Raw genomic sequence first — 20288 nt, 5'->3', positions numbered from 1 at the left:
ATCATGCCAGACCAGCAGACACGCCTCACATCAACGATTGACGTCATTCAACGCGCCAATCAGATTGCGGCCAGTACCGAACTGGACGGACTGCTGGATCAGATGCTCGATCTGTTGATTGAAATGACCGGGGCCGAAGCCGGAACCCTCTATCTGTATGAAGAGGCGAGCCACGAGCTCATCTTTACGGTGGTCAAAGGCAATGAGGCAAGTCGTAGCTTGATTGGGATGCGCATCAATGCCGACCGTGGGGTCGCAGGGTTGACTCTTCGTCAGGGTCAACCCCTTTTTATTGCCAATGTCGTTGATGATCCGCATTGGGATCGCGCCGTCGGCGAACTCGCAGGCATGGAATTGCGCACGATGTACTGCGTTCCTTTGATGCTACGAGGCGTCGCAGTTGGCGTGGTGCAACTCTTCAACCTCACCAACGATACATGCGATGAGCCAGACGAGATCGCTTTGATCGACCTCATCTGCAGCCGACTGGTCACCGAAGTCGAAAAAGCTCGTTTGCTCACCGAGGCCCGCCAGCGCGAACGGCGGCAACACGTCCTCATCGAGATTATCTCACGCCTAACGACCACGCTCAACCGCGACGATCTGCTCAATCGGATCATGGAGTATGCGTGCGAACTGCTCGATATCGAGGCGGCTTCAATCTGGCTCTACGACGAGATCCAGAACGAACTGGTGCTCTATCTGGCGACGGGGTACCGACGGAGCGAAGTTGAGGCGAAGCGGATCCCAGCTGGACAGGGCATCATTGGTCATGTCGTCGCAACCGGCGAAACCGTCGTCGTCAATGATGTCCATCATGACCAGCGCTTCTATCGCCAGGTTGATAGTGAGAGTGGCTTTGTGACCCGTTCGATTCTCTGTGTCCCCCTCAGGGCCCCCAAAATTGACGTGGGCGGGCAGCTTGGTATCCTGGAGGGGCGGATCATTGGGGGAGCCCAGGCGTTGAATCCGCGCCAGGGACGCAGCTTCAATGCCGAAGATATTAGCCTGTTCGAGTCATTAGCCGGACAAGCCGCAACGATCATTCGCCTGGCCCAGCTCTATACCGATGTCGAGACCCTGTCGACCCGCATTATTGATGCAATTACCGGGGCCATTGACCTGAAAGATCCCTACACGCGGGGCCACAGTCAACGAGTCAGTGATTTCTCGGTGGCAATTGCGCAAGAACTGGGCCTTGATCACGCCATGATCTATCGGGTACGCATTGCCAGCAAGTTGCACGATGTCGGCAAGATTCGCATCCCTGACCGTATTCTGAAGAAACGCGGCACGCTGACCGAGGCCGAATTCCGCCAGATGCGTCAACATCCACTCTATGGGGTAGAGTTTCTCAAAGAAAATGGGTTGCTTGAACTAGAGTTATTGCGTGATGCCTGGCAGGCCCTAGCCCAGCACCACGAGCGCCTGGATGGAGGCGGGTACCCATATGGGCTGAAAGATGTTCAGATTTCACTGATCGGGCGCATCGTCGCTGTCGCTGACGTCTTTGACGCGATCACGAGCCACCGCACCTATCGCCCGGCGCGCTCGGTCGAAGAAGCGCTCGCCATTCTGCAACGCATTGCCGGCCGTGAACTGGATGAGGAGTGTGTTGCCGCGTTGCTGCGTGCCCGGTCAAAGGGGGCGATTCTTACGCAGGACGAGCGCACAATGATGGGACTGCTCACCCCTGCGTCGCTCGACGGAAATCCTTGATCTTCAACTGCAAGCGGCGGTCGTTATTCCACTCGTCGTCCTCGAAGGTATAGGCGAGATCGAGCAGCGGATGGCGGCGCACCGCATCGGCAAGGTGGCCCATGCGAAAGGCAATCGCCTCGTAGGTTGTACCATTCTTGCGCACCACCAAACGCAGATGCTGCCCCCCTACCCCACGGGTTCGCACATCAACAACCTCAACGCGACTGCTCATCAGCACCGGTATTGGATTGGCCTGACCAAAGGGTTCGAGCCGTTTGAGTTCCTCAAGCAGACCCCAGTCAAGCCTATTCAGTTCAACTTCGGCATCAATCAACAGCCGCGGCACCAGCATCTCATCAGTAAGGTGCTGTTCCGCGATCGCCAGCAACCGTGCTTCAAGTTCAGGCAGACGCAGCGTGTGAATGGTAAAGCCAGCCGCAGCCGCGTGGCCTCCAAACCGGACAAAAAGATCCTGGCACTGCGTGAGCGCGTCAATGATACTAAAACCCGGCACCGAACGCGCCGAGCCACGAGACTCGCCTTCGCCACGTTCGATCAAGAGCACTGGACGCGCCCATTCTTCAACCAGGCGCGCCGCCACCAGGCCCAGCACCCCGGCGGGAAACTCCTCGTGCGCAAGCAGCACCAACCGTCGCTGCGCCAGACCAGTTGCCTCAGCCAGCGCCTGCGCCTCGGTCTGGACACGTTTCGTCAAATCCTGTCGTTCGCGGTTGGCTTGATTCAGCGCCTGGGCGAGCGTAACGGCAGTTGGCGCATCCTGGGCAAGCAAGAGTTCATACGAGCGCACGGCATCATCGAGGCGGCCCGCCGCATTCAGACGCGGCCCCAGCGCAAACCCGATATCCGTCGCCGTCACGGCACTCCGCCGCAAGCCAGCAAGCTCAATCAACGCCTTGAGGCCGGGCCGTTCAGAGGAATGGATCGCCTTGAGCCCCATCTTCACCAGGGTGCGGTTTTCGCCATGCAGTGGCCCCATATCAGCCACCGTGCCCAGGGCAACCACATCAAGCAGATCACGCCCACGCAACCCGTTCAACGTCAACCCGCGTCGAACCAGCGCCTGCACCAGTTTGTAGGCAATGCCAACCCCCACCAGATCTTTATAGGGGTAGGAACAACCAGCCTGTTTCGGATTGATCACAACCAGCGCGTCGGGCAAAATAGCATGGGGTTGGTGGTGATCGGTAATGATTACATCGAGCCCAAGTCGCTTTGCTTCGGCAACCTCAACCACATTGCTGATGCCACAATCAACCGTGATCAAGAGTTGCACCCCACGCGAGGCCAGTTCGTTGATGGCAAAAACATTGAGCCCATACCCCTCACGGGTACGATGGGGAATGTAGGGCTGCACCTGTGCCCCCATCGCCGTCAAGGCCTGGATCAGCAAGGTGACCGCCGTGACACCATCAGTATCAAAGTCACCATAGATCGCGATTTTCTCTTCATGCTGAATAGCATGCAGAATACGATCACAACCTTCCGCCATACCTTTCATCAAAAACGGATCATGCAGGCCGGTACGGTGATCGTCAGTCAGAAACGCCGCAATTGTTTCCGGAGTATGTTGCTGACGCTGATAGAGCAACGTCGCGAGCAAAGGACTCAGCCCGGTAGCCCTGGTAAATTCGGAGGATGCAGGCGGCGCGAGCTCCCAACGTTTGCGACGTGCAGACATAAGCCTCTCTTTTTGCGCAACAAAGCCGAAATGTGATCTCAGTACGCCTGATGATCTACCGTTTTAGAACCTGTGAGGATACGGATGGGGGTCCGATTCAAGGCTCATAGACAAAGGCCGGTCGTTCGCCATAGGCGGCAATCGATTGCGCCTGCTGATCGCGGAGCGAGACAATGGGGTCAGCAACCGGCCAGATAATGCCCAGGGCCGGATCATCCCAGCGCACGGCACCCTCAGCGGCAGGTGCATAGTAGCCCGAGCATTTATATTGCACTTCTGCCACCGCCGACAAGGTAAGAAAGCCGTGCCCGAAGCCAACGGGGATGAAGAGTTGACGTGCATTCTGGTCACTCAATTCAGCCGCCACCCAGCGCCCAAACGTTGGTGACCCGATCCGCAAATCAACGGCAACATCAAGAATCGTACCCCGTGAACAGCGTACCAGCTTTGCCATCGGGGCCGTCAAATCTTGATAGTGCAAGCCCCTCAAGACCCCCTGACGCGACTGCGAGTGGTTATCCTGAACAAAGCTACAGGTAATGCCCTCAGCCACATAGAGATCCTGGCGATAGGTTTCCAGAAAGAACCCACGCTCATCGCGAAAGAGATCGGGCTCGACAATCAAGACTCCGTCCAGTTCAGTCTTTGTGATCCGAATAGCCATAATTGTTGAAGGGTAAACAAGGATAGAAGCCTGGCCTATTGTACCACACGCCTTGCTTCACAGTTCGCATATACAATACGCCGGAGAGACCAGGACAACTGGCATCTCCGGCGTATGTGGCGTGGTGGGCCGCCCCGGATTCGAACCGGGAACCAGTCGGTTATGAGCCGAGTGCTCTGCCGTTGAGCTAGCGGCCCCAACAGCGGGCGGCCCTATTATACCATGGACTGTTGCGCATGGGGTAGCAGGCGTCGTGGCACGGGTAGGGCTGTTGCAAAGTCTTCCCAATCGTCCGCAGATTACGCAGATTACGCAGATTTAGAGCGTCCACATCTGCGTAATCTGCGGACACTACGACAAAACTTTGCGCCCTTGCGCCTTTGCGTCAAAAAGAGCGCCTTCTTTGCAAGGTATGTCGGCTAAGCCGCGAGGGCCATGTTTTCGTGTGTTTCGAGTAGATCAAGGCCAAACTGCTCGTTGAGGAAGTCGCCGAGCGCCTCGATATCAGGGAAGCTCACGACGGTTTCATCAGCACCTTCACGATACGCCAACCGCCAGATACATCCGAACCGCTCATCCTGCCAGACACGAAACTCAGTCCGAAGGGTTAGCATCTGCTCCATGATCATCTCCTCTGCCGTATGCATCCACTTCTAGGCATAAGCCGCATCCTCGCATCAGGGGAGGGGTTTGCGCTTGCGTCATTGCATCATCGGCAATCCCGGCTTATCTGTTATGTATGACGTATAATCGAGATACATGGTTCTATGTCGTTGATGAGATCATGATGAGAATTATCGTTGAGCACCGTCAACCGCGTCCTCCCGGCGGGTGCCGTCACTCTTTACCGAGTGTGTCGCGCAGATCAGGGTAGGTGCTGCTGCGCCGAGGGGCGGTAGTGGTCGCAAGAAAGGCGGTAAGGGCGCTGAAGCGACTCAGCATGTCGTTGTGGAGGCGTGGGTCTTGCTCGTCTTTGATGCGTTGCAAGAGGTGTTGCTGCATCCGGCGGGCCTGTTCGATGCGCAGGCTACGGGCACAATGCTCGGCTTCCTGGCGGTAGCGAAAGTCTTCGGCGGTGCGTTGGTGCATGGCGAGCAGCGCACTCGCGGTGCTGCGTAGCGCCTCATCGAGCCCGTCGATCCAGCGGGTCAGATCATCGGCGTTCGTTGGCCTCCATTCGATCGGGAGGGTTGCGTAGTGACGCCAAATCTCTTTATAGATCGGATTTTCAAGCAGATCTTCGATGCCCGTGCCAAAGATTTCGCGCAGGGCCGGTTGGTGGAGGTTGCTGGCTTCGAGGAGTGCCTCGACCGCTGCTTCGACGGTGGGGTGGCGCAGGGCGAGCGTCAGCAGAAAGGCTTCGGTGGGGGAACCTGGGCGCCGCTGTGGTTGGCGCCCCTCGCTCTCTTCGGCGCTTGTCGCAGGGTGCGGGGCATCGTCGGGCGGTGGGGTTGGGATGGCACGCACCTGGATACCGGGGCGCACGTGGTCGGGCTGGCCTTTGCCCGCAGGACGCCGGTTGGTCGGACGGTCAACCTTGCCCTTGAGCAGATCGAGGATCAGCTCGGCCCTGATGCCGACGACATGTTCGATGCGCGCAATGTAGACCCGTTGCTGCGTACCGTCAAGTTCTTTGAGCAAGGGCAAAAGTCGGTCGAGCGCCTGGCGTTGATCTTCGGGGCGCGTCAGGTCAAGCCCGGCGGTATACGCGCTCAGGTAGAACTCCATCACCGGCACGGCACTGGTGACCAACTTTTGCCAGAGGTCGGGGTCGCTACGAATGACCTCGTCGGGGTCGCGGCCCTCGGGCATACGGATAATGCGCAGGGCAACGTCGCTTTCGAGGCGCACCGCGCCCTGCGCCGTCGTCACCAGATGGCCGCCCTCTTCGTCGGCACTCTCGCGGAGCGTATTCAGCCCTTTGAGGGTGGCGCGTTGGCCGGCGGCATCGGCGTCAAGGGCCAGATAGACCTGGTGCGAGAGGCGCTTGAGCAGGCCGACATGACTACGGGTCAGAGCCGTGCCCAGCGGGGCCACAACATTGCGAAAGCCGTGTTGATGCGCCGTGATCACATCAAGATAGCCCTCGACCACCACGGTGCAATCGTCCACCCGGATCGCCTCACGGGCAAGATCGAGGCCATAGAGCAGTTCGCCCTTTTTGTAGATCAGAGTTTCGGGGGTATTCAAGTATTTGGGCGTACCGTCACCGAGCGCCCGCCCGCCAAAACCAACCACTTCACCTTTGGCATTGCGGATGGGAAAGATCAGCCGCCCGCGAAACCGATCATAATAGCCCCGGTTTTCGTGATTGATCGCCAGGCCCGCCGCTTCGACATCCTCAGGCGCATAGCCCTTCTTCTCGGTCAAATAGGTGAAGAGATGGCTCCAGTCATCGAGGCTATACCCAAGTTGAAAGGCTTCAACCATCGCATCGTTGACCGCTCGGTGCGCCACATAGTCGCGCGCCGGCTCACCCCGTTTCAACTCGCGCAGGACGTAGTTGAAATACTTAGCGGCGGCAGCATTGATCTCGAGCAACTTGGTGCGCCGCGCATCCTCGACGCGTGCCTGTTCGGTACGCGGCTTCAGCTTGACGCCCGCCCGTGCCGCCAATTGCTCGAGCGCCGTCGGGAAATCAAGGCCCTGCTTGCGCATCAGGAAATCGAAGGCCGTGCCAGAAGCCTGGCACCCGAAACAATAAAAGCTCTGGGTATCAGGAAAGACCGTAAAGGCGGGCGTGCGCGAATTGGGGTGAAACGGACAAAACCCGACGTAGTTGCGTCCCGCCTTGCGCAGACTCACCCCATTGCTGTTGATCAGTTCAACCAGATCGATTTTGTCGCGGATCTCATCAATCTCGTTCATCGCGCCCTCTGCTGCGAACGTGACGACTGCATCAAGCCTGCGCTTATGAGCGCGATACCCAGAGCCACCACCCCAAAGAGAAAGGTTTCGCCGATAACCTGGGCGGCAATCTCCATCAAAAAGAAGGCCGGATCGCTACTCACCAGCGGATTATCGGCCCCAGCGCGCCGGAGCGCATCCTGGCGCTGCACCCCCCAGAGCGTCAGCATGGCGACCCCCACGGTCATACCAACGAGGCGCAGCGCAATGACAACGGCCGAAACAGCGCCACGACGGTCTTCGGCGGCGGCACGGATGACCGCGTCGGCAGCGGGGGCAATGACCAGGCCAAGTCCAAGACCAGCAAGAACCAAGTGTGCCGCCATGGTAGCATAGGTCTCGGCAGCGCTCCAGCGACTCATCAAGCCAAACCCGAACATGGTCAGGGCGAGACCGATGAGCGCAACGGGACGATCGCCAAAACGACCGGCGGCGAGACCACCGGGAAAGGCCGCTGCCGCCATCGTCAGAGTCAGGGCCGACAGCATCCAGCCGGCATCCCAGGCGGCCTGGCGCAGAATATCGGGATCGGTCGGGGCCGTCAGCAAGAGGCGTGTATTAATGAAGAGCGGCACATTGGTGATCGCCAGTGCGATCGCAAAACCGATCATAACATTGATCACCGAAGCAGCGGCGGCACCACGGTCACGAAAAAGGGCAAGATCGAGCAACGGATCGCGGGCGCGCTGCTGCCACACGACAAAGGCGGCCAGCAGCAGAAAGGCCAGCAGCACAAGCGGAAGCGCATACGGTGGCGGCCCAACGCGCTCGCCATAGAAATCGGTCGCCCCCAGTTCGGCCCCTGCCGAGAGACCAAGGTTAAGCGCCGTGAGGCTCGCGCTAATCAAGAGCGTCCCGCGCCAATCGAAGCTGCCGGTAGCGCGTTGTTGAGGCACGTTGCGCAAGGCCCACCAGGTCAACACCAGCGCCACGAGGCCAATAGGCAGATTGATCCAGAAGAGCAAGCGCCAATCATCGAAGAGGCGCATGAGCACCCCGCCATAGAGGTGCCCAACCATCCAACCGGCGGTATCAACGGCCCCAATAAAGCCGAGCGCAGCAGCCCGCGCCCCGGGCGGAAAGAGATCGCTGACGAGCGCCATACTCACCGGCACCATCGCGCCCGCGCCGAGCGCCTGCACGATGCGACCGGTGATCAGAATCGTGAGCGTCGGAGCAGACGCAACGATCACCGAACCAACGAGAAAGACGACGAGCGAAACCAGATAGACCTGGCGGCGGCCAAGCAGATCCGACAGGCGGCCCATAAACGTCATGCTGATCGTATAGGCGAGCAGATAGCCACTGACCACCCAGGCCGCGCGGTTGAGCTCGGTATCGAGCGAGACACGCAGATCGAGCATGATCTTGGGCAGCACCGCACTGACCACCGTCAGATCGACGGCACCCACAAAGATCGCCAGCGTAAGCAGTGCCAGCGTGAGGCGTGGATCAACGTTGGGGCGCGGTGGGGCCTGGGTTGTGCCTGAGGTTGGTGATATCGTCATTTCATCCAATGACACGTGAAGGTGCCGCATAGTCATGCTGAGTATCACATGGCCCGCAGGCCAGTGATGCCGTGAGCAACCAGGGTGGTGCCCAGGCCCGCCCTTGTCACCCCGAACGGAGTGAGGGATCTTCCATGCCGATCCGTGCAGATTCCTCACGGCGCCTGCGGCTCCGTGCGGCATGACCGTGGCGCCGTTGCGCTCCGAGCATAAGAGACTGGCTGAAAAGGGTGTCGGCATCGTCCGCCACCACGTGGTGATCCCTTGGAGTGCCGGCTTTAGCCGGCTAAAGCCGGCACTCCAGAGCAAACCGTCGCCTTTTCAGACAGCCTCTGAGACCCTTCGCTGCGCCCAATCTATAAGCACAAAGCTGCAAGCTGCAAGCGCATCACGGACACTGCACTGGCGCACGGACATCAACGGCCTTGCCATAATCGCTGAAGTCAACCGTCCATGTCGTCGGATTTTCCGGGTCAGTCGCGGTATCCACCAGGATCAACCGGGTCGCCAGCATCGTCGCCTGGTCAGCCCAGAGATCAACGGCCACCGGGCCTGCACCGAGCAGACCGAGGCTAATCGCCTGCAACTGCGCCCCATCCATCGTGCCGCGCAGATGGTAATGGGGGCGACCATCAAGATCCTCGGTACCAACGAGGATCACATCAGCAAAACCCTCTTGCAGCAGATACTCAATGCCGCGATCGGGCGCAAAGAGCACCGCCGGATCGAAAGCAAGCCCCTCATCGAGACAAGTCCACTGACGGGTCAGGGGATTGGTCAGATACTGCTGACCCTCAAACGAGACCGTACGCAACTCGGCGACAGCACCACCGACCGTAACACTGAGCACCGCCAGCACCGCATCAGGGCGGAGCAGATCGCCCTCCATTGTATTGAGCAGAGTCAAGCCGGTTGCATCGATAGCAACGGGGCGACCACTGAGTGCAATCCGAAAATGGACACTCTGGCTGGCCTGGGTCGCCTGACCAACGGCGGTACTGATTTCGCGCGGCGTCGGCGTCGGCGTCGGTGGCGGGCCAGCAGGCCCGCCACAGGCGCTCAGCAGAGCGATGAGCAACAGAGCAACAAGGAAGCGCTGAAGCAAGACAATCACCTCAAAGAAACTAATCTATTCCAGCCCACTCAGATCGAGTGACGCAAAGACACTATCCACGGAGGCAGGATTCCAGAGCTCGCGAGTCGCGATGCCAATGACGGTTACAATGCGAGCATCATCGATTCGCGCGATCCCGAGGCGCACAAAGACCTCATCATCAGTATCGGGCACAGAACCAGTGATATTGACGGCACGTCCGGGCAGGCCACCGATGCTTACATTTTCCACATCACTTACCGTCACCGTCGGATCTTCTTCGATCATTTGATTCTGAAATGAGTCAAGGAGATCATCGAGACTCGCATCTGGCGGCAACGCAGCCTCATCAAAGACAACCGAAGAGTCGCCAACATTGATGGCAAGAACATTCTCATCAGGACCTTCCATCGGATCGGTACCTTCGGGCACCATCATCACCGCGCCAGTACCCTCAAAAGCAACATTCATCAGAACCGTCCAGCCCTCAGGAACGACCAGGGAATAGCCGAGTTCATTAGTCACGGTCTCACCGGCTCCGACGCCACCACCGAGGAGGCCACTCAGATCAATTTCAGGGGTCGCGGCATCGCCAGCAACTGACGTAGTAGCCTCAGCAGTGGGTTCAGCAGATGGCTCGGCAGTGGGTTCAGCCACTGTTGGTGCAGGCGGAACCGGGGTTCGTTCCGCCACAGCCGTTGCCGGTGCGGGAGGAACCTCGGTTGCAGAGCTGGCAGCGGGTGTACCACCACAGCCACTGAGTGTCACGAGGAGAACGAGGGCGAAGAGGGCCAGAAAACGTCGAAACATGAGACTTTCCGTTCTTTGCTTGTTCTGGTGGTGCGATGCGTCACCAGAACGAGCGATGACGCGTATTACGTAGGGGCGAAGCACCCGCCCGTGTGCGCACGGTACAGCTTCGAGATCCGGCAGGGGCGGGTGCTTCGCCCCTACGGAGATTGTAGCACAGGCCAGTGCCAGATGATCAGCTTTTTGGTGTACAATACCCCCTGCGAGAACGCTTGCTTATCATGAAGAGAGAGACAGATGGAGCCGAATGATCTCTTGTCGCGCGGGGTAGCCGAGGTGATTGTCGAGGCAGAGTTGCGTCAGCGCCTGGCTGCGGGCAAGCCGTTGCGTCTCAAACAGGGCTTTGATCCGACCAAACCCGATATGCATATTGGTCACGCGGTGGGCCTGCGCAAGCTGCGCATGTTCCAGGATCTCGGGCATCAGGTCGTCCTGATTGTTGGCGACTGGACGGCGCAGATTGGCGATCCGTCGGGCCGCGACGAGGCGCGCACACGCCTGACAGCCGATGAGGTACGGCAAAATGCCGAGACCTACATGGAACAGTTCTTTCGCGTGGTTGATCGGCAACGCACCGAGGTACGCTGGCAGAGCGAGTGGTTTGGCACCTTCACGCTTGAGCAGGCGCTTGACCTGACCGGACGCTTTACCCTTGCGCAGATGCTCGCGCACGAGACGTTCCGCAAACGGTATGATTCCGGGACACCTCTGACCATCCTTGAGTTGATGTATCCGATGTTGCAGGCCTATGATTCAGTTGCGATCAACGCCGATGTTGAGTTTGGCGGCACCGATCAGAAGTTCAATATCCTGGCTGGCCGCGAACTGATGGGTCAACTCGGCATGACGCCGCAACAGGTCTTGCTGGTGCCCTTGATCCCCGGCACCGACGGACGCAAAATGAGCAAGACGTTCCTCAATACGGTTGATATTCGGATGCCCCCGAACGAAATGTTTGGTCGCATTATGTCAATGAGCGACGAAGTCTTGCCGCTCTATTTTGAAGTGTTGAGCCACCGCCCGATGAGCGAAGTTGCCACAATCCGGCAGAGTCTGGCTGAAGGCAGCGTCAACCCACGCGACCTCAAGATGAGCCTGGCCCGCGAAGTGGTGGCGCAGTTCCACAGCCCAGCTGACGGACAGGCGGCGGAAGAGGCGTTCATTCGGCAATTTGTCAACCGCGAACTGCCCGAAGTGATCCCCGAGCACCAACTTGACGCGCCGGTGAGCATCATTGAGGTGATGGTCACCGCAGCGCTAGCTGCGTCGAAGAGTGAAGCGCGGCGCCTCATTGACGGTGGCGGGGTCAAACTTGATGGCGAGCGCGTCACCAGCTATGAACAGACCGTGAGCCCTGGGGCTAACGTCGTCATCCAGGTTGGTCGCCGCAAATTTATCCGCATCATCTGAGGCTACGTTCAAACGAGGAGCCTATGCCCACCTATCTTGTCACGATCGGCCTGGAGATCCATGCCCACATCAAGACAGCCTCAAAAATGTTTGACGGCTGCCCGTCGGACTATGCCGGGGCCGAACCAAATACCTACGTCTCGGCGGTGAGTCTCGGCTTGCCGGGGACACTGCCAGTCGTCAATCAACGTGCGGTGGAAATGGCCGCGCTGAGTGGCCTGGCGCTGACATGCACAATCAACGAACGCTCGGTTTTCAGTCGAAAATCGTATCCATATCCCGATCTTCCCAAAGGGTATCAGATCTCGCAATACGACCAGCCGCTCTGTTCCGAAGGCTCGCTCACGATTCGACGGAGCGACGGCGTGGAGAAACGGATCGGCATCGAGCGAATTCACATCGAAGAGGACACCGGGCGGCTCTTGCATGCCGACGAGGGTGGCTCGCTGATCGACTACAACCGCAGCGGCGTGCCCTTGATGGAGATCGTGAGTCATCCGGATATAACCACCCCCGAGGAAGCGCGGCTCTATTTTGAGAAGATCCGGCAGATCCTGGTCTGGATCGGGGTCAACAGCGGCAACCTGGAGGAAGGAGCGTTGCGCTGCGACGCCAACGTGAGCGTGCGCCCGGAAGGGCAAGAGGCCTACGGAGCAAAAGTTGAAATCAAGAACATCAACTCGTTCCGTTTTGTCGAGCGCGCGCTGGCGTACGAAATCGAGCGCCAGACGGCGGTACTTGAAGCGGGCGGAACCCTTGTCCAGGAGACCCGCGGTTGGGATGAATTCAAAGGGGAGACCGTTGGTCAGCGGTCGAAAGAATTCGCCCACGACTACCGGTACTTTCCCGAACCCGACATCCCACCGTTGGAACTGGATGCGGCCTGGATCGCTGCGCGCCGCGAAGAGTTGCCTGAACTTCCTGACGCACGGCGCGAGCGCTTTGAACGTGCGTACGGACTGAGCCTGCAAGACGCCGATCTATTGACGCTCGAGCGTTCAATTGCCGACTACTACGAAGCAGCGGTTGCGGCAGCAGAAGCGAGCGGCGGCAGCCCAAAAGACGTCGCCAACTGGGTCTTAAACGAAGGCTTCCGGCTCTTAAAAGAGCGTGGCGAAGCGCCGACGCAGCTCAGCGAACGCATGCCCGTGAGTCACATCGCCGCAGTGATCGAACTCATTGCCAACGGCACGATCACACGAAGCATTGCCAAGCAAGTCTTTGAAGTCAGCTTTGACACTGGCGCTGCGCCGGCGCAGATCGTCGTCGAGCGCGGGTTCACGCAGATCAACGACAGCGACGCCCTGCTAAGCATCGTACGCGACGTACTCGCCGACAGCAAAGCGAGCAAAGCGATCGCCGAATACCGTGGAGGCAAAACGAGCGCGGTACAATTTTTGGTAGGCATGGTCATGAAAGCAACGCGAGGGCAGGCGAACCCGCAGCAAGTGCGTACGTTGCTTGAGCAAGAACTGGGGTAAAGGATGGCGAGCGCGGCAGGCTGCGCCAGCCGCGCTCGGCATAGGCCTGGGGAAAGGGTGGGGGCTACGCCGGCTGGCGTGACAGTCGCAGCATATGGGCAAGCTTCATGGCTACGATCACGCCGCTTGTCGCTAGTTGCAAACCGGCAAAGATCATAATCGCCATATCCGGTTGGATGAGCGTGTAGAGACCCCAGACGAGCCCATCGGCCATCGAGAGAAGCCAGGTACCCAACGATACATCGGCGAGATTGCCTTCGCGCGAGGCGACCCAAAGCTGGGGAACATTCGCGGCGAGCACGCTAACGGGAAGGATCATGCCGAGCCCGGTCGTCCCTCCCAGCCCAGCGGCGAGAAGCAGAACGACGAGCCAGACGGGTGCGATAGCGAACTCGCGGACCCGACGTCCAAAGCGGAGGGCCAACACCGTAATGATCGCAAAGACAACGCCGGAGGCCCCTGTAGCGAGGCTGACATAGAACTGATTGGTCCACAACCCATAAGTAGCCCAGCCGAAGCTTACAATAGAACTAGTGGCAGCCGTGTCGACGGAGACCCCGTAGGCATGGCGGGTGCGTAGCAGCAGGACAAGTTGTGGCATTGCGCGAACCAGGCCGATGAGCGTTCCTAAGGCACCGAGGATGGCGAGGCTTGTCATAGGATGCGGTACACTTTCTGGATAGAACTGCGATCACGTACGTAGGACACAGGAACATCGGTACGTGAAGCGTCGGGAGACCGGAGCGGCTTGCACGTGGGTGCCAAGGTTCAGCGCTGAATCGGCAGAACCAGGCGGATAGCCCGGTCGCAGGAAGCGCGCAGGTGTCGCTCCATCGCCTGTGCGGCCCCGTCACCATCACGATCGTTAATCCGCGCAACAACGGCGCGGTGCTCATGCTCGGCCTCTGCGATCCACCCCGCCGAGCGTGGGAGGAGAACGCGGATCCGATACATCTGGTCGTCTAATGTTGCCAGAATTGACCCGAGGCGCAGATACTGACATGGTCTGTGTCGAGGAGAAACGTCACGCCTGAGAATCCTCGTCAAGCTCACGGCGCTGACGCTCTACGTCGGCAAGCATCAAGCGATACGCTTCGTCATCGGGAAAGGTGCCGGCATGACGAGGCCAGACCGTTTGGAGTGCGGCGCTGCCGTTCTCAATGGTTATCTGAACGATCTCGGTGCCAGCACGACGACGCGCAGTGAGGGCCTCGCGTATTTGGGCAAGCGCAGCTTCACGTGAGACCGCTTCAACCTCGACATCTGGGAACTGGAGTGCTCGTGCAACGTAGCGATCATGTGCTCGCCGCGTCAGTTCAATGTCAACAATCATTGTCCGCCCTCTGGGGTGTTGGCCCACGAACAGCTTACGTACGCCATTCTATCACACAAACAGACGTGTTGGTATCGCCCTGTGTCGGTGCATCCTGACAGGCTCGGCTGCAAACCTTCACGCCTCTGCGCCGTTGCGTCAAACAACGCATTGACACAAAGGACAAGATCAGGCTACAATCACCGCGAGAGCGGATGTGGCCTGGTGGCTGTCCTGGTCTTCAAAACCAGCGGACGGGGTGACGAGCTTCGTCGGTGGGTTCGACTCCCACGCGCTCTCGTGCAATAGACTTTGACGAATTGCATAGAGTTGTACCTCCACATGAAACTCGCCCGGTACCTTCTCCCTGAGGATCAGGTCATGGACGAGAAGCTTCAAAGCCCGCTTAAGTGCATGGATCGCCTCGGGTTCCTGCCAGCGGGACGGGTCAAGCAATGGGTCGGTCAAGATCAACATGATTGACCGCGCCTGCTCGTCCATCACGGCCATCCCGAGGCGGAGCTTGCGGATCTGCTCCTCCACCTCATCGTACGCGCACACCATTCGGTCGGCTTGTTCGGCCAACGCGGCGCGCGTGCGTTCCGTCACCCCCTTGTACTGCGTGGTCAGCGCGTCAAGCGCCGCCTCGCGCCGCTCCTCCAACTCGCGCAGCCGCACCTCCGCCACCGCGATGGCGCTGAGCAACTCGGTGTGCTTCCGGGCGATGGCATCGTTGATCTCTTCCACCAACGCCTCGTGGCTACGCTCAATGATGTCCTTCATCACAACGTCAAGTACCAGGCGCTCGAGCTCGTCGGCGCTGAGCATTGGCATACGGCATGCGCCAGGTTTGTTGACCCGTCTGGCACAACGATATTTGCGATACCGATACGTCTTGTCTCCCTTGTATTTGGTACTGGTATAGCCATGCATCGCGCCTCCGCACGCACCACAACGGAGCGTGAGCAGGTAGCTGTTGAAGGCCGACATCGTCGCCGCCTCACCCTCGTGCGCCGCCAACTCCACGGCCTGGACGCGGCGGAGGAGTTCCTCAGGGATCAGCGGCCTGCCGGTTTCGACCCGCACCGCCTGTTTGCGATTACCATCGGCGTCTTCCTCGAATTTGTTGTAGCGTTCACCCCAGCGCAAGACGCCAGCATAGACCCCGTCAAAAACCCGCTTGCAGATCTTCTCGATAGTCGAGACTGTCCAGGTGCCGGAGGGCATCGGGCGTGGCTCATGGATAAGCTCACCCGTCTCGGGATCCTGGCGCTCTAGGTACGGCTTCCGCCGATACATGATCAAACCGGGGGTCGGCGGCACCTCGCGTGGCTGCCCCTCTGCCAGCGCGATACCCTGGTTCAGCTGCTTGGTGATCGCGTGGTAGCCCTGGCTCGCCGCACGCCGCTCCAGCATCCAGAGCAAGATCGGGTAGGTCTCCGGATCAGGCTCGAACCAGCCGGTGCGATCGGGCTGGAGGCCGTACGGGATTGGGCCACCGCGCCACTTGCCTTGCTGGGCACGAAAGCGATGGCGCTTGTAGGTGCGCTGGCTCGTCTCATCGACCTCCCACTCGGCGAGCACGCCGCGGATACCGCGCTGCAACTTACGATACTGCGGGGCCTGCTTCTCCGGCTCACCGACATAGAGCACCTGGATACCGAACGTCTGTAGCTCAGCTTCGAACTGGCGGCGCTCCATATCGTTGCGATGGCCGCGGTCAACACTCTCGACGCGTACCCGGTCAAACTCACGGCGGCGGGCCGCCGTGAGCAACTTCTGGAACTCCTCGCGGCGGGCCGCGCTCGTGCCGGAACGGGCCTGGTCGATGTACTCCGCCACCACTACCTCGCCAGCGGTTCCGGCATCTGCCCGCAAGCGAGCCAACTGATCTGGAATGCTGACGCCGTGGGCAACCTGGTCGCGACTGGAACACCGAATGTAGAGGGCCGTACGTTTTGACATCAGGCAGCCTCCCCCAGTTGCGCCGTCAGCGCAGCGAGTTGGGCACGCAGCGTCTCAGCGGCCTGCGTCAGCGTGCGCCGCCGGGTATGAAGGTGGGCCTCAACGCTGGTGAACTGATGCGCGATCCGGAACGCCTCCTGGAGCGCCGGCTCTGCACGCACTATGAGGAGCGCATCGGCGAGTTCGGTCAAGCCAGCGCCCGGATCGCCGGGAACGTGGCACACATGCGCCGTGATGCGCGGACGATGCGTCAGCTTCATTGGCCACCTCCGACGAGGTGGCAGCACTGCGGTGGTCTGCATCGGCAGACCACCCGAACGACACCTTCTTCACATGGGAAGGTCCAACGGACATCCTTCCAACCTAGGAAGCGGGACGGGGACAGGAACCGTTTGCGCAGACCCTGCCAACCACAACGGGGCAGCACGTCCATCAATCATCTCCCTCATGAGGCCCATCGGTCGCGGAAGGAAGGGCAGATGCGCACGACGGGTGGGTTCGCAGAATCCGTGGGTTTCGTCAATCAGCCTCGGCTGAATCGACCCGTTTCAGCAACTCAACCACCTCTGGGCGTTGCTGCTTCAACGTCTCCCAGGCCAGATCAATCAGACTCCGAATCGTCGTCGGCGCGCCGTCCTTCGCGCTGAGCGACCAGACCGCAGCCACATAGCGTAGCTCACGATGCGTTGTTTCGGAAATGCGGGCGGGTACCCCCGCCTGACGTCCTTCGTTGGCCCGGTCGTTCCCGGCCATAGATCCTCCATGTTTACCGTGCCACCATGCTACCCTGACCTTCCTTCCTTGTCAAGATGCTGATGGGCCGATAGCTGACGCTGAAGCGGCCATGCTGGCCCCCTGACGGGTTCCCTCAATGTGCCCAGCGCCGCATCCCCAGAGGATAAGCGTATCGTACCGTTATTGCACACATGTGTCAATGAGTCAAAAAGAGTCAAAGATGAGGCAATTTGGGGTCATGGCGGGGGTAGGGGTGTCTTCGTGGTCAGAGGCGAAGCCTCGCCGCACCGGATACCCTACCGACCGCCATTGCTCCCCGATGCCATTGGGCCGCGCTGGGTCGGTGGATGTGCGTCGCCCTGGATGGGCCTCGCCGCCGCCCAATGCGCTGGTGCGCGCACTGATCGCGGAGGTGCGCATCGCCGAGGGTTCTATGCGCCAGCCCGACGACGGACCGGAAACGCGTATCTACGCAACCACGGCAACCCGTGCCCAGGCGCTCCGCGCGCAATTTTGCGACCAAGGTCCAATCTATGTCGCCGCGAACCTCGACGACGGATGGCTGATCCTGAACGAGATCTGGATATCGCGTGTGATCACCACCGTCGAGGACGCACCGCTGGCCGAGGCCATGATCCGCGATGAGAGCCTGGAGCGGATCATCGTCAACCTGAGGCCTGCGCCGACCTGGCCGTTCAGCGTTTTCACATAAGGCACACATGAACCACCATCAAATGGCCCGCTCCGGGCGCTGGTGCATCAGGCGGGTGTGCAACAAGACGCTTGCTTGCCGCAGCACGTTATGGGCCTGAAGATTGGTCGTAAGCGATGGCGTCATCACCGCTAACTGGCGTAACGTGCCGTGGTCGAGCTCTTCACAAAGACATATTTTTGTGTAACCCGTCAAGTATTTATGGAGTACTTGATTGACGAGTACCACTGTATCGATGACGTCAATCACATAGAAGATGCGATCCTTCCCAATGCGAACCTCCCAGCGGGCAAGGGTGTTGGGTTGCATTGACACACACCAGAGAAGCCACCGGCGTCCGGGCCGCGCTCGCACGCTTGCCACCCCCTACCACGCACGGCCACATCAATAACCTTGAGGTCGGCCGTAAAGTAAGGTGGATCCATTTGTCAAGACACAACATCTGACTGTTTTCTGTTGAATGTCAACTAGATTTGCTGTCCGCAGCGCCTCACGCGAGAATCTTACGTTGGGGGGATCGCTGCCTCACGAAAGATCTGCTCTTCCGCATCTCCCGTGCTCACGTCATGCCGTCACAGTTTTGCCAAGACGCGCTGATGGAGCAACCCGAAGCTGGCGCGTCCATATGCCGTCCGCTTGATCATCTTGAGCCGATTTGACCCTCGGTGATGCCGTTTCACCAGCGATATGTGAGCGCGGCTTCTACGGACGCTCGATCACGCACGATACTTTTGGTAAATTCTATCAGCTTTGGCAGTCCACTTTCCTGCGCTGCTGTCAACCAGGGGCAGAATGCTGCATTGTCACGCTTCCGCACGAGCTGGGTGAATGCCACGATCAGGCCCTGAGCAACCACAATGTCTGGGCAAACCAGGCCAAGCTGTTGGATATACGCCTGCTGCGCTGGCGTGAGCTTGACCTCGGGCTTGCGCAACAACCAGCGGGCCTGTCGCGGTGACCACGGACGTGTCGTCGGTGGTGGTGGTGGCGTATGCTGTGATACTGGCCCAGTCGTCACAGGCTGGCGCTGCGGCCCTGAGTAAGCACGCCCGGTAATGAGGCGACGTATGGTCTCCTGCCCCCAGCAAAGCCTTGTGCCTGCACCTCACGCCAACGTTGACGCCTATTCTGACCCCCAGCCTGCCAGCGCTCACGCAGATACGGTTCGTAGGCGGTCACGAGCATTGCTCGTGGTGCGAGAGACGCGCGCTCGGGAAAGGCCCCCGCTTTCAGCCAGAGCGCGACGGTCTGCCGGGTCAGACCAACCTGAGCTGCGATCATGGTTGGCCCGAGTTCCTGCTCCGCGAGCACCACCACGTCCTGGTACTGCGCAAACCGCCGTTGCCGGGCGTACGGAAGCTGTCGTGAGGGCGAGCCGAGCGCGGTGTGCGGCTCAGGCCCTCCGGCTGGTACGCTGCATCGGGAAGGGAACGCACGCCGTACGCAGGATCCACGGCCTTGGCCGCACTGCCTAACCCTTTGTGATGCCGTTGAACAACCCGCTCAAGGACTTCGCCCGCATTCTTGATACGTCACTCTTTCTTGGATATCGCCTGCGGAAGCCGACAAGGTCAAAATTCCGAAGGCATTCCTCCCTCGTCTCACAGACGCGCTGGCCTACGCCGCGTAGGCAGTGCAGATGGATAAAGTCGAACTAAGGTGTCGGTTCGAAAATGATGTTTATGAAATAGTCCCGTCTTCCAATGAAGCCACTATTGGTAATGATCTGTCCTTCCTCGATATCTGCAAAACTGAAACCGACTTCCGTAACGCTACGACCATCAATAGATGACCTGTCATTATTAAATGGGATAGATCCTGCTGCTCGAGGTTGCCAGTGAGCAAAGACATCTCCTGTCTCGACGGGTAATGGGAAGTCTAGTGTTAGCGTAGTAATTCCTGTTGTAGTAGGTGGACGATCATCATCCGGTAGAGTAACGCGGTGCATAATTTCCCATCCCCCAGTCACAGGGCGTAATATAAGTAAAGTGACTGCCTCTGGGATCTCTTGACCTAACTCGCTATCATTAACATAGATCACTCTCGTAATAGAACCAGCGCCAGGCATAGGATATTTATGAATAAAAATGTGGGATGAAGCAGTGCTGTCTCCCGTTGGGTGTTCGGGGGTTCGGTTAGTAAAATCAAAACCAATTTGCTCTGCCGGTTTGGGTGTTTTAGTTGCCAGTGGCACTACTGGCGTAGCACTCGGTACAAGTGCAGCAGTCGGCGCGGCCATGTGTTGTGGTTGCTCATCCTCCTCGGCCAGAGGATCAGCCTTGCTGCTGCCC

20 protein-coding genes, 2 tRNA genes and 1 pseudogene are annotated in these 20288 nt (G+C 59.3%); 6 read left to right on the top strand and 17 right to left on the bottom strand.

Annotation, left to right across the window (positions count from 1 at the left end; genetic code table 11):
- The first annotated feature begins 3 nt into the window (after positions 1 to 3).
- Positions 4 to 1719: a GAF and HD-GYP domain-containing protein gene (locus EYB53_RS00120; protein ID WP_135475464.1), complete on the top strand. Its 1716-nt coding sequence runs from the start codon at positions 4 to 6 to the stop codon at positions 1717 to 1719.
- Here EYB53_RS00120 and recJ read toward each other — a convergent pair.
- The 8 genes from recJ to EYB53_RS00080 all read right to left on the bottom strand — a co-directional run bounded on the left by recJ (position 1688) and on the right by EYB53_RS00080 (position 10382).
- Positions 1688 to 3400: a single-stranded-DNA-specific exonuclease RecJ gene (gene recJ / locus EYB53_RS00115; protein WP_135475462.1), complete on the bottom strand. Its 1713-nt coding sequence runs from the start codon at positions 3398 to 3400 to the stop codon at positions 1688 to 1690. The two genes, EYB53_RS00120 and recJ, sit on opposite strands and share 32 nt — an antisense overlap.
- A 97-nt stretch (positions 3401 to 3497) precedes the next feature.
- Entirely contained in the window at positions 3498 to 4064 is a 567-nt protein-coding gene (rfbC, locus tag EYB53_RS00110) for a dTDP-4-dehydrorhamnose 3,5-epimerase (protein ID WP_135475460.1), read from the bottom strand.
- A 122-nt stretch (positions 4065 to 4186) separates the two neighbouring features.
- A tRNA-Ile gene (locus EYB53_RS00105) sits at positions 4187 to 4261 on the bottom strand.
- 222 nt (positions 4262 to 4483) lie between these two features.
- Positions 4484 to 4687, bottom strand: a complete 204-nt coding sequence (locus tag EYB53_RS00100) for a hypothetical protein (RefSeq protein WP_135475458.1) — start codon at positions 4685 to 4687, stop codon at positions 4484 to 4486.
- A gap of 214 nt (positions 4688 to 4901) precedes the next feature.
- Positions 4902 to 6932 carry a DNA primase gene (gene dnaG / locus EYB53_RS00095; RefSeq protein WP_135475456.1) on the bottom strand — a complete coding sequence of 677 codons (2031 nt, stop codon included), beginning with the start codon at positions 6930 to 6932 and terminating at the stop codon, positions 4902 to 4904.
- On the bottom strand, positions 6929 to 8479 hold the full coding sequence (locus EYB53_RS00090; protein WP_135475454.1) for an MFS transporter: 1551 nt from the start codon (positions 8477 to 8479) through the stop codon (positions 6929 to 6931). The genes dnaG and EYB53_RS00090 overlap by 4 nt, the downstream gene beginning before the upstream one ends.
- A 388-nt stretch (positions 8480 to 8867) precedes the next feature.
- Entirely contained in the window at positions 8868 to 9593 is a 726-nt protein-coding gene (locus tag EYB53_RS00085; protein ID WP_371879042.1) for an LppX_LprAFG lipoprotein, read from the bottom strand.
- 15 nt (positions 9594 to 9608) lie between these two features.
- Entirely contained in the window at positions 9609 to 10382 is a 774-nt protein-coding gene (locus EYB53_RS00080) for a hypothetical protein (RefSeq protein WP_135475451.1), read from the bottom strand.
- A 237-nt stretch (positions 10383 to 10619) separates the two neighbouring features.
- On the opposite strand from EYB53_RS00080, the gene tyrS reads away from it, so the two are divergent.
- Both tyrS and gatB read left to right on the top strand, forming a co-directional pair.
- Positions 10620 to 11792, top strand: coding sequence for a tyrosine--tRNA ligase (gene tyrS, locus EYB53_RS00075; RefSeq protein ID WP_135475449.1), 1173 nt, complete (start codon positions 10620 to 10622; stop codon positions 11790 to 11792).
- A 23-nt stretch (positions 11793 to 11815) separates the two neighbouring features.
- Entirely contained in the window at positions 11816 to 13273 is a 1458-nt protein-coding gene (gene gatB / locus EYB53_RS00070) for an Asp-tRNA(Asn)/Glu-tRNA(Gln) amidotransferase subunit GatB (protein ID WP_135475447.1), read from the top strand.
- 64 nt (positions 13274 to 13337) lie between these two features.
- Here gatB and EYB53_RS00065 read toward each other — a convergent pair whose 3' ends face one another.
- From EYB53_RS00065 to EYB53_RS00055, 3 genes are all read right to left on the bottom strand, one after another.
- Positions 13338 to 13931 carry a hypothetical protein gene (locus EYB53_RS00065; RefSeq protein ID WP_135475445.1) on the bottom strand — a complete coding sequence of 198 codons (594 nt, stop codon included), beginning with the start codon at positions 13929 to 13931 and terminating at the stop codon, positions 13338 to 13340.
- Between the two features lie 110 nt (positions 13932 to 14041).
- The gene (locus EYB53_RS00060) at positions 14042 to 14326 is read right to left on the bottom strand and encodes an FCD domain-containing protein (protein WP_371879041.1); all 285 of its coding nucleotides are present in this window, start codon (positions 14324 to 14326) and stop codon (positions 14042 to 14044) included.
- Positions 14298 to 14606 carry a hypothetical protein gene (locus EYB53_RS00055; protein ID WP_135475441.1) on the bottom strand — a complete coding sequence of 103 codons (309 nt, stop codon included), beginning with the start codon at positions 14604 to 14606 and terminating at the stop codon, positions 14298 to 14300. Before EYB53_RS00055 ends, EYB53_RS00060 begins: the two co-directional genes overlap by 29 nt.
- A 186-nt stretch (positions 14607 to 14792) precedes the next feature.
- Here EYB53_RS00055 and EYB53_RS00050 point away from each other — a divergent pair.
- Positions 14793 to 14886: transfer RNA gene (locus EYB53_RS00050), tRNA-Sec, on the top strand.
- A 542-nt stretch (positions 14887 to 15428) separates the two neighbouring features.
- Here the strand turns inward: EYB53_RS00050 and EYB53_RS26470 are convergent.
- The 3 genes and pseudogenes from EYB53_RS26470 to EYB53_RS00030 all read right to left on the bottom strand — a co-directional run.
- Positions 15429 to 16550: pseudogene (locus EYB53_RS26470) on the bottom strand (recombinase family protein); the annotation flags it as partial.
- Positions 16550 to 16810 carry a hypothetical protein gene (locus tag EYB53_RS00035; protein WP_135475436.1) on the bottom strand — a complete coding sequence of 87 codons (261 nt, stop codon included), beginning with the start codon at positions 16808 to 16810 and terminating at the stop codon, positions 16550 to 16552. The gene EYB53_RS00035 and the pseudogene EYB53_RS26470, both read right to left, overlap by 1 nt.
- Positions 16811 to 17069: 259 nt before the next feature.
- Positions 17070 to 17303, bottom strand: coding sequence for a hypothetical protein (locus EYB53_RS00030; RefSeq protein WP_097650480.1), 234 nt, complete (start codon positions 17301 to 17303; stop codon positions 17070 to 17072).
- 325 nt (positions 17304 to 17628) lie between these two features.
- Between EYB53_RS00030 and EYB53_RS00025 the strand changes: the two genes are divergently transcribed.
- Positions 17629 to 17997 carry a hypothetical protein gene (locus tag EYB53_RS00025; protein WP_135475434.1) on the top strand — a complete coding sequence of 123 codons (369 nt, stop codon included), beginning with the start codon at positions 17629 to 17631 and terminating at the stop codon, positions 17995 to 17997.
- An 18-nt stretch (positions 17998 to 18015) separates the two neighbouring features.
- Here EYB53_RS00025 and EYB53_RS00020 read toward each other — a convergent pair whose 3' ends face one another.
- A complete protein-coding gene (locus tag EYB53_RS00020; protein ID WP_135475431.1) occupies positions 18016 to 18306 on the bottom strand; it encodes a hypothetical protein in 291 nt (96 codons plus the stop codon).
- Positions 18307 to 18652: 346 nt separating this feature from the next.
- Here EYB53_RS00020 and EYB53_RS25415 point away from each other — a divergent pair, with 346 nt between their 5' ends.
- Entirely contained in the window at positions 18653 to 18955 is a 303-nt protein-coding gene (locus EYB53_RS25415; protein ID WP_254150835.1) for a hypothetical protein, read from the top strand.
- A 56-nt stretch (positions 18956 to 19011) separates the two neighbouring features.
- Here the strand turns inward: EYB53_RS25415 and EYB53_RS00010 are convergent, their stop codons facing one another.
- Entirely contained in the window at positions 19012 to 19308 is a 297-nt protein-coding gene (locus EYB53_RS00010) for a hypothetical protein (RefSeq protein ID WP_135475427.1), read from the bottom strand.
- A gap of 343 nt (positions 19309 to 19651) precedes the next feature.
- Positions 19652 to 20288 (bottom strand): hypothetical protein (locus EYB53_RS00005; protein ID WP_167857167.1); only part of this gene is annotated, 637 nt, incomplete at its 5' end.

The sequence above is a fragment of the Candidatus Chloroploca mongolica genome (assembly GCF_004762035.2).
GTDB classification, from domain to species: Bacteria; Chloroflexota; Chloroflexia; order Chloroflexales; family Chloroflexaceae; genus Chloroploca; species Chloroploca mongolica.
Note: the sequence above shows the minus strand (reverse complement) of the source record. Positions and strands in the feature narration are given on the sequence as shown.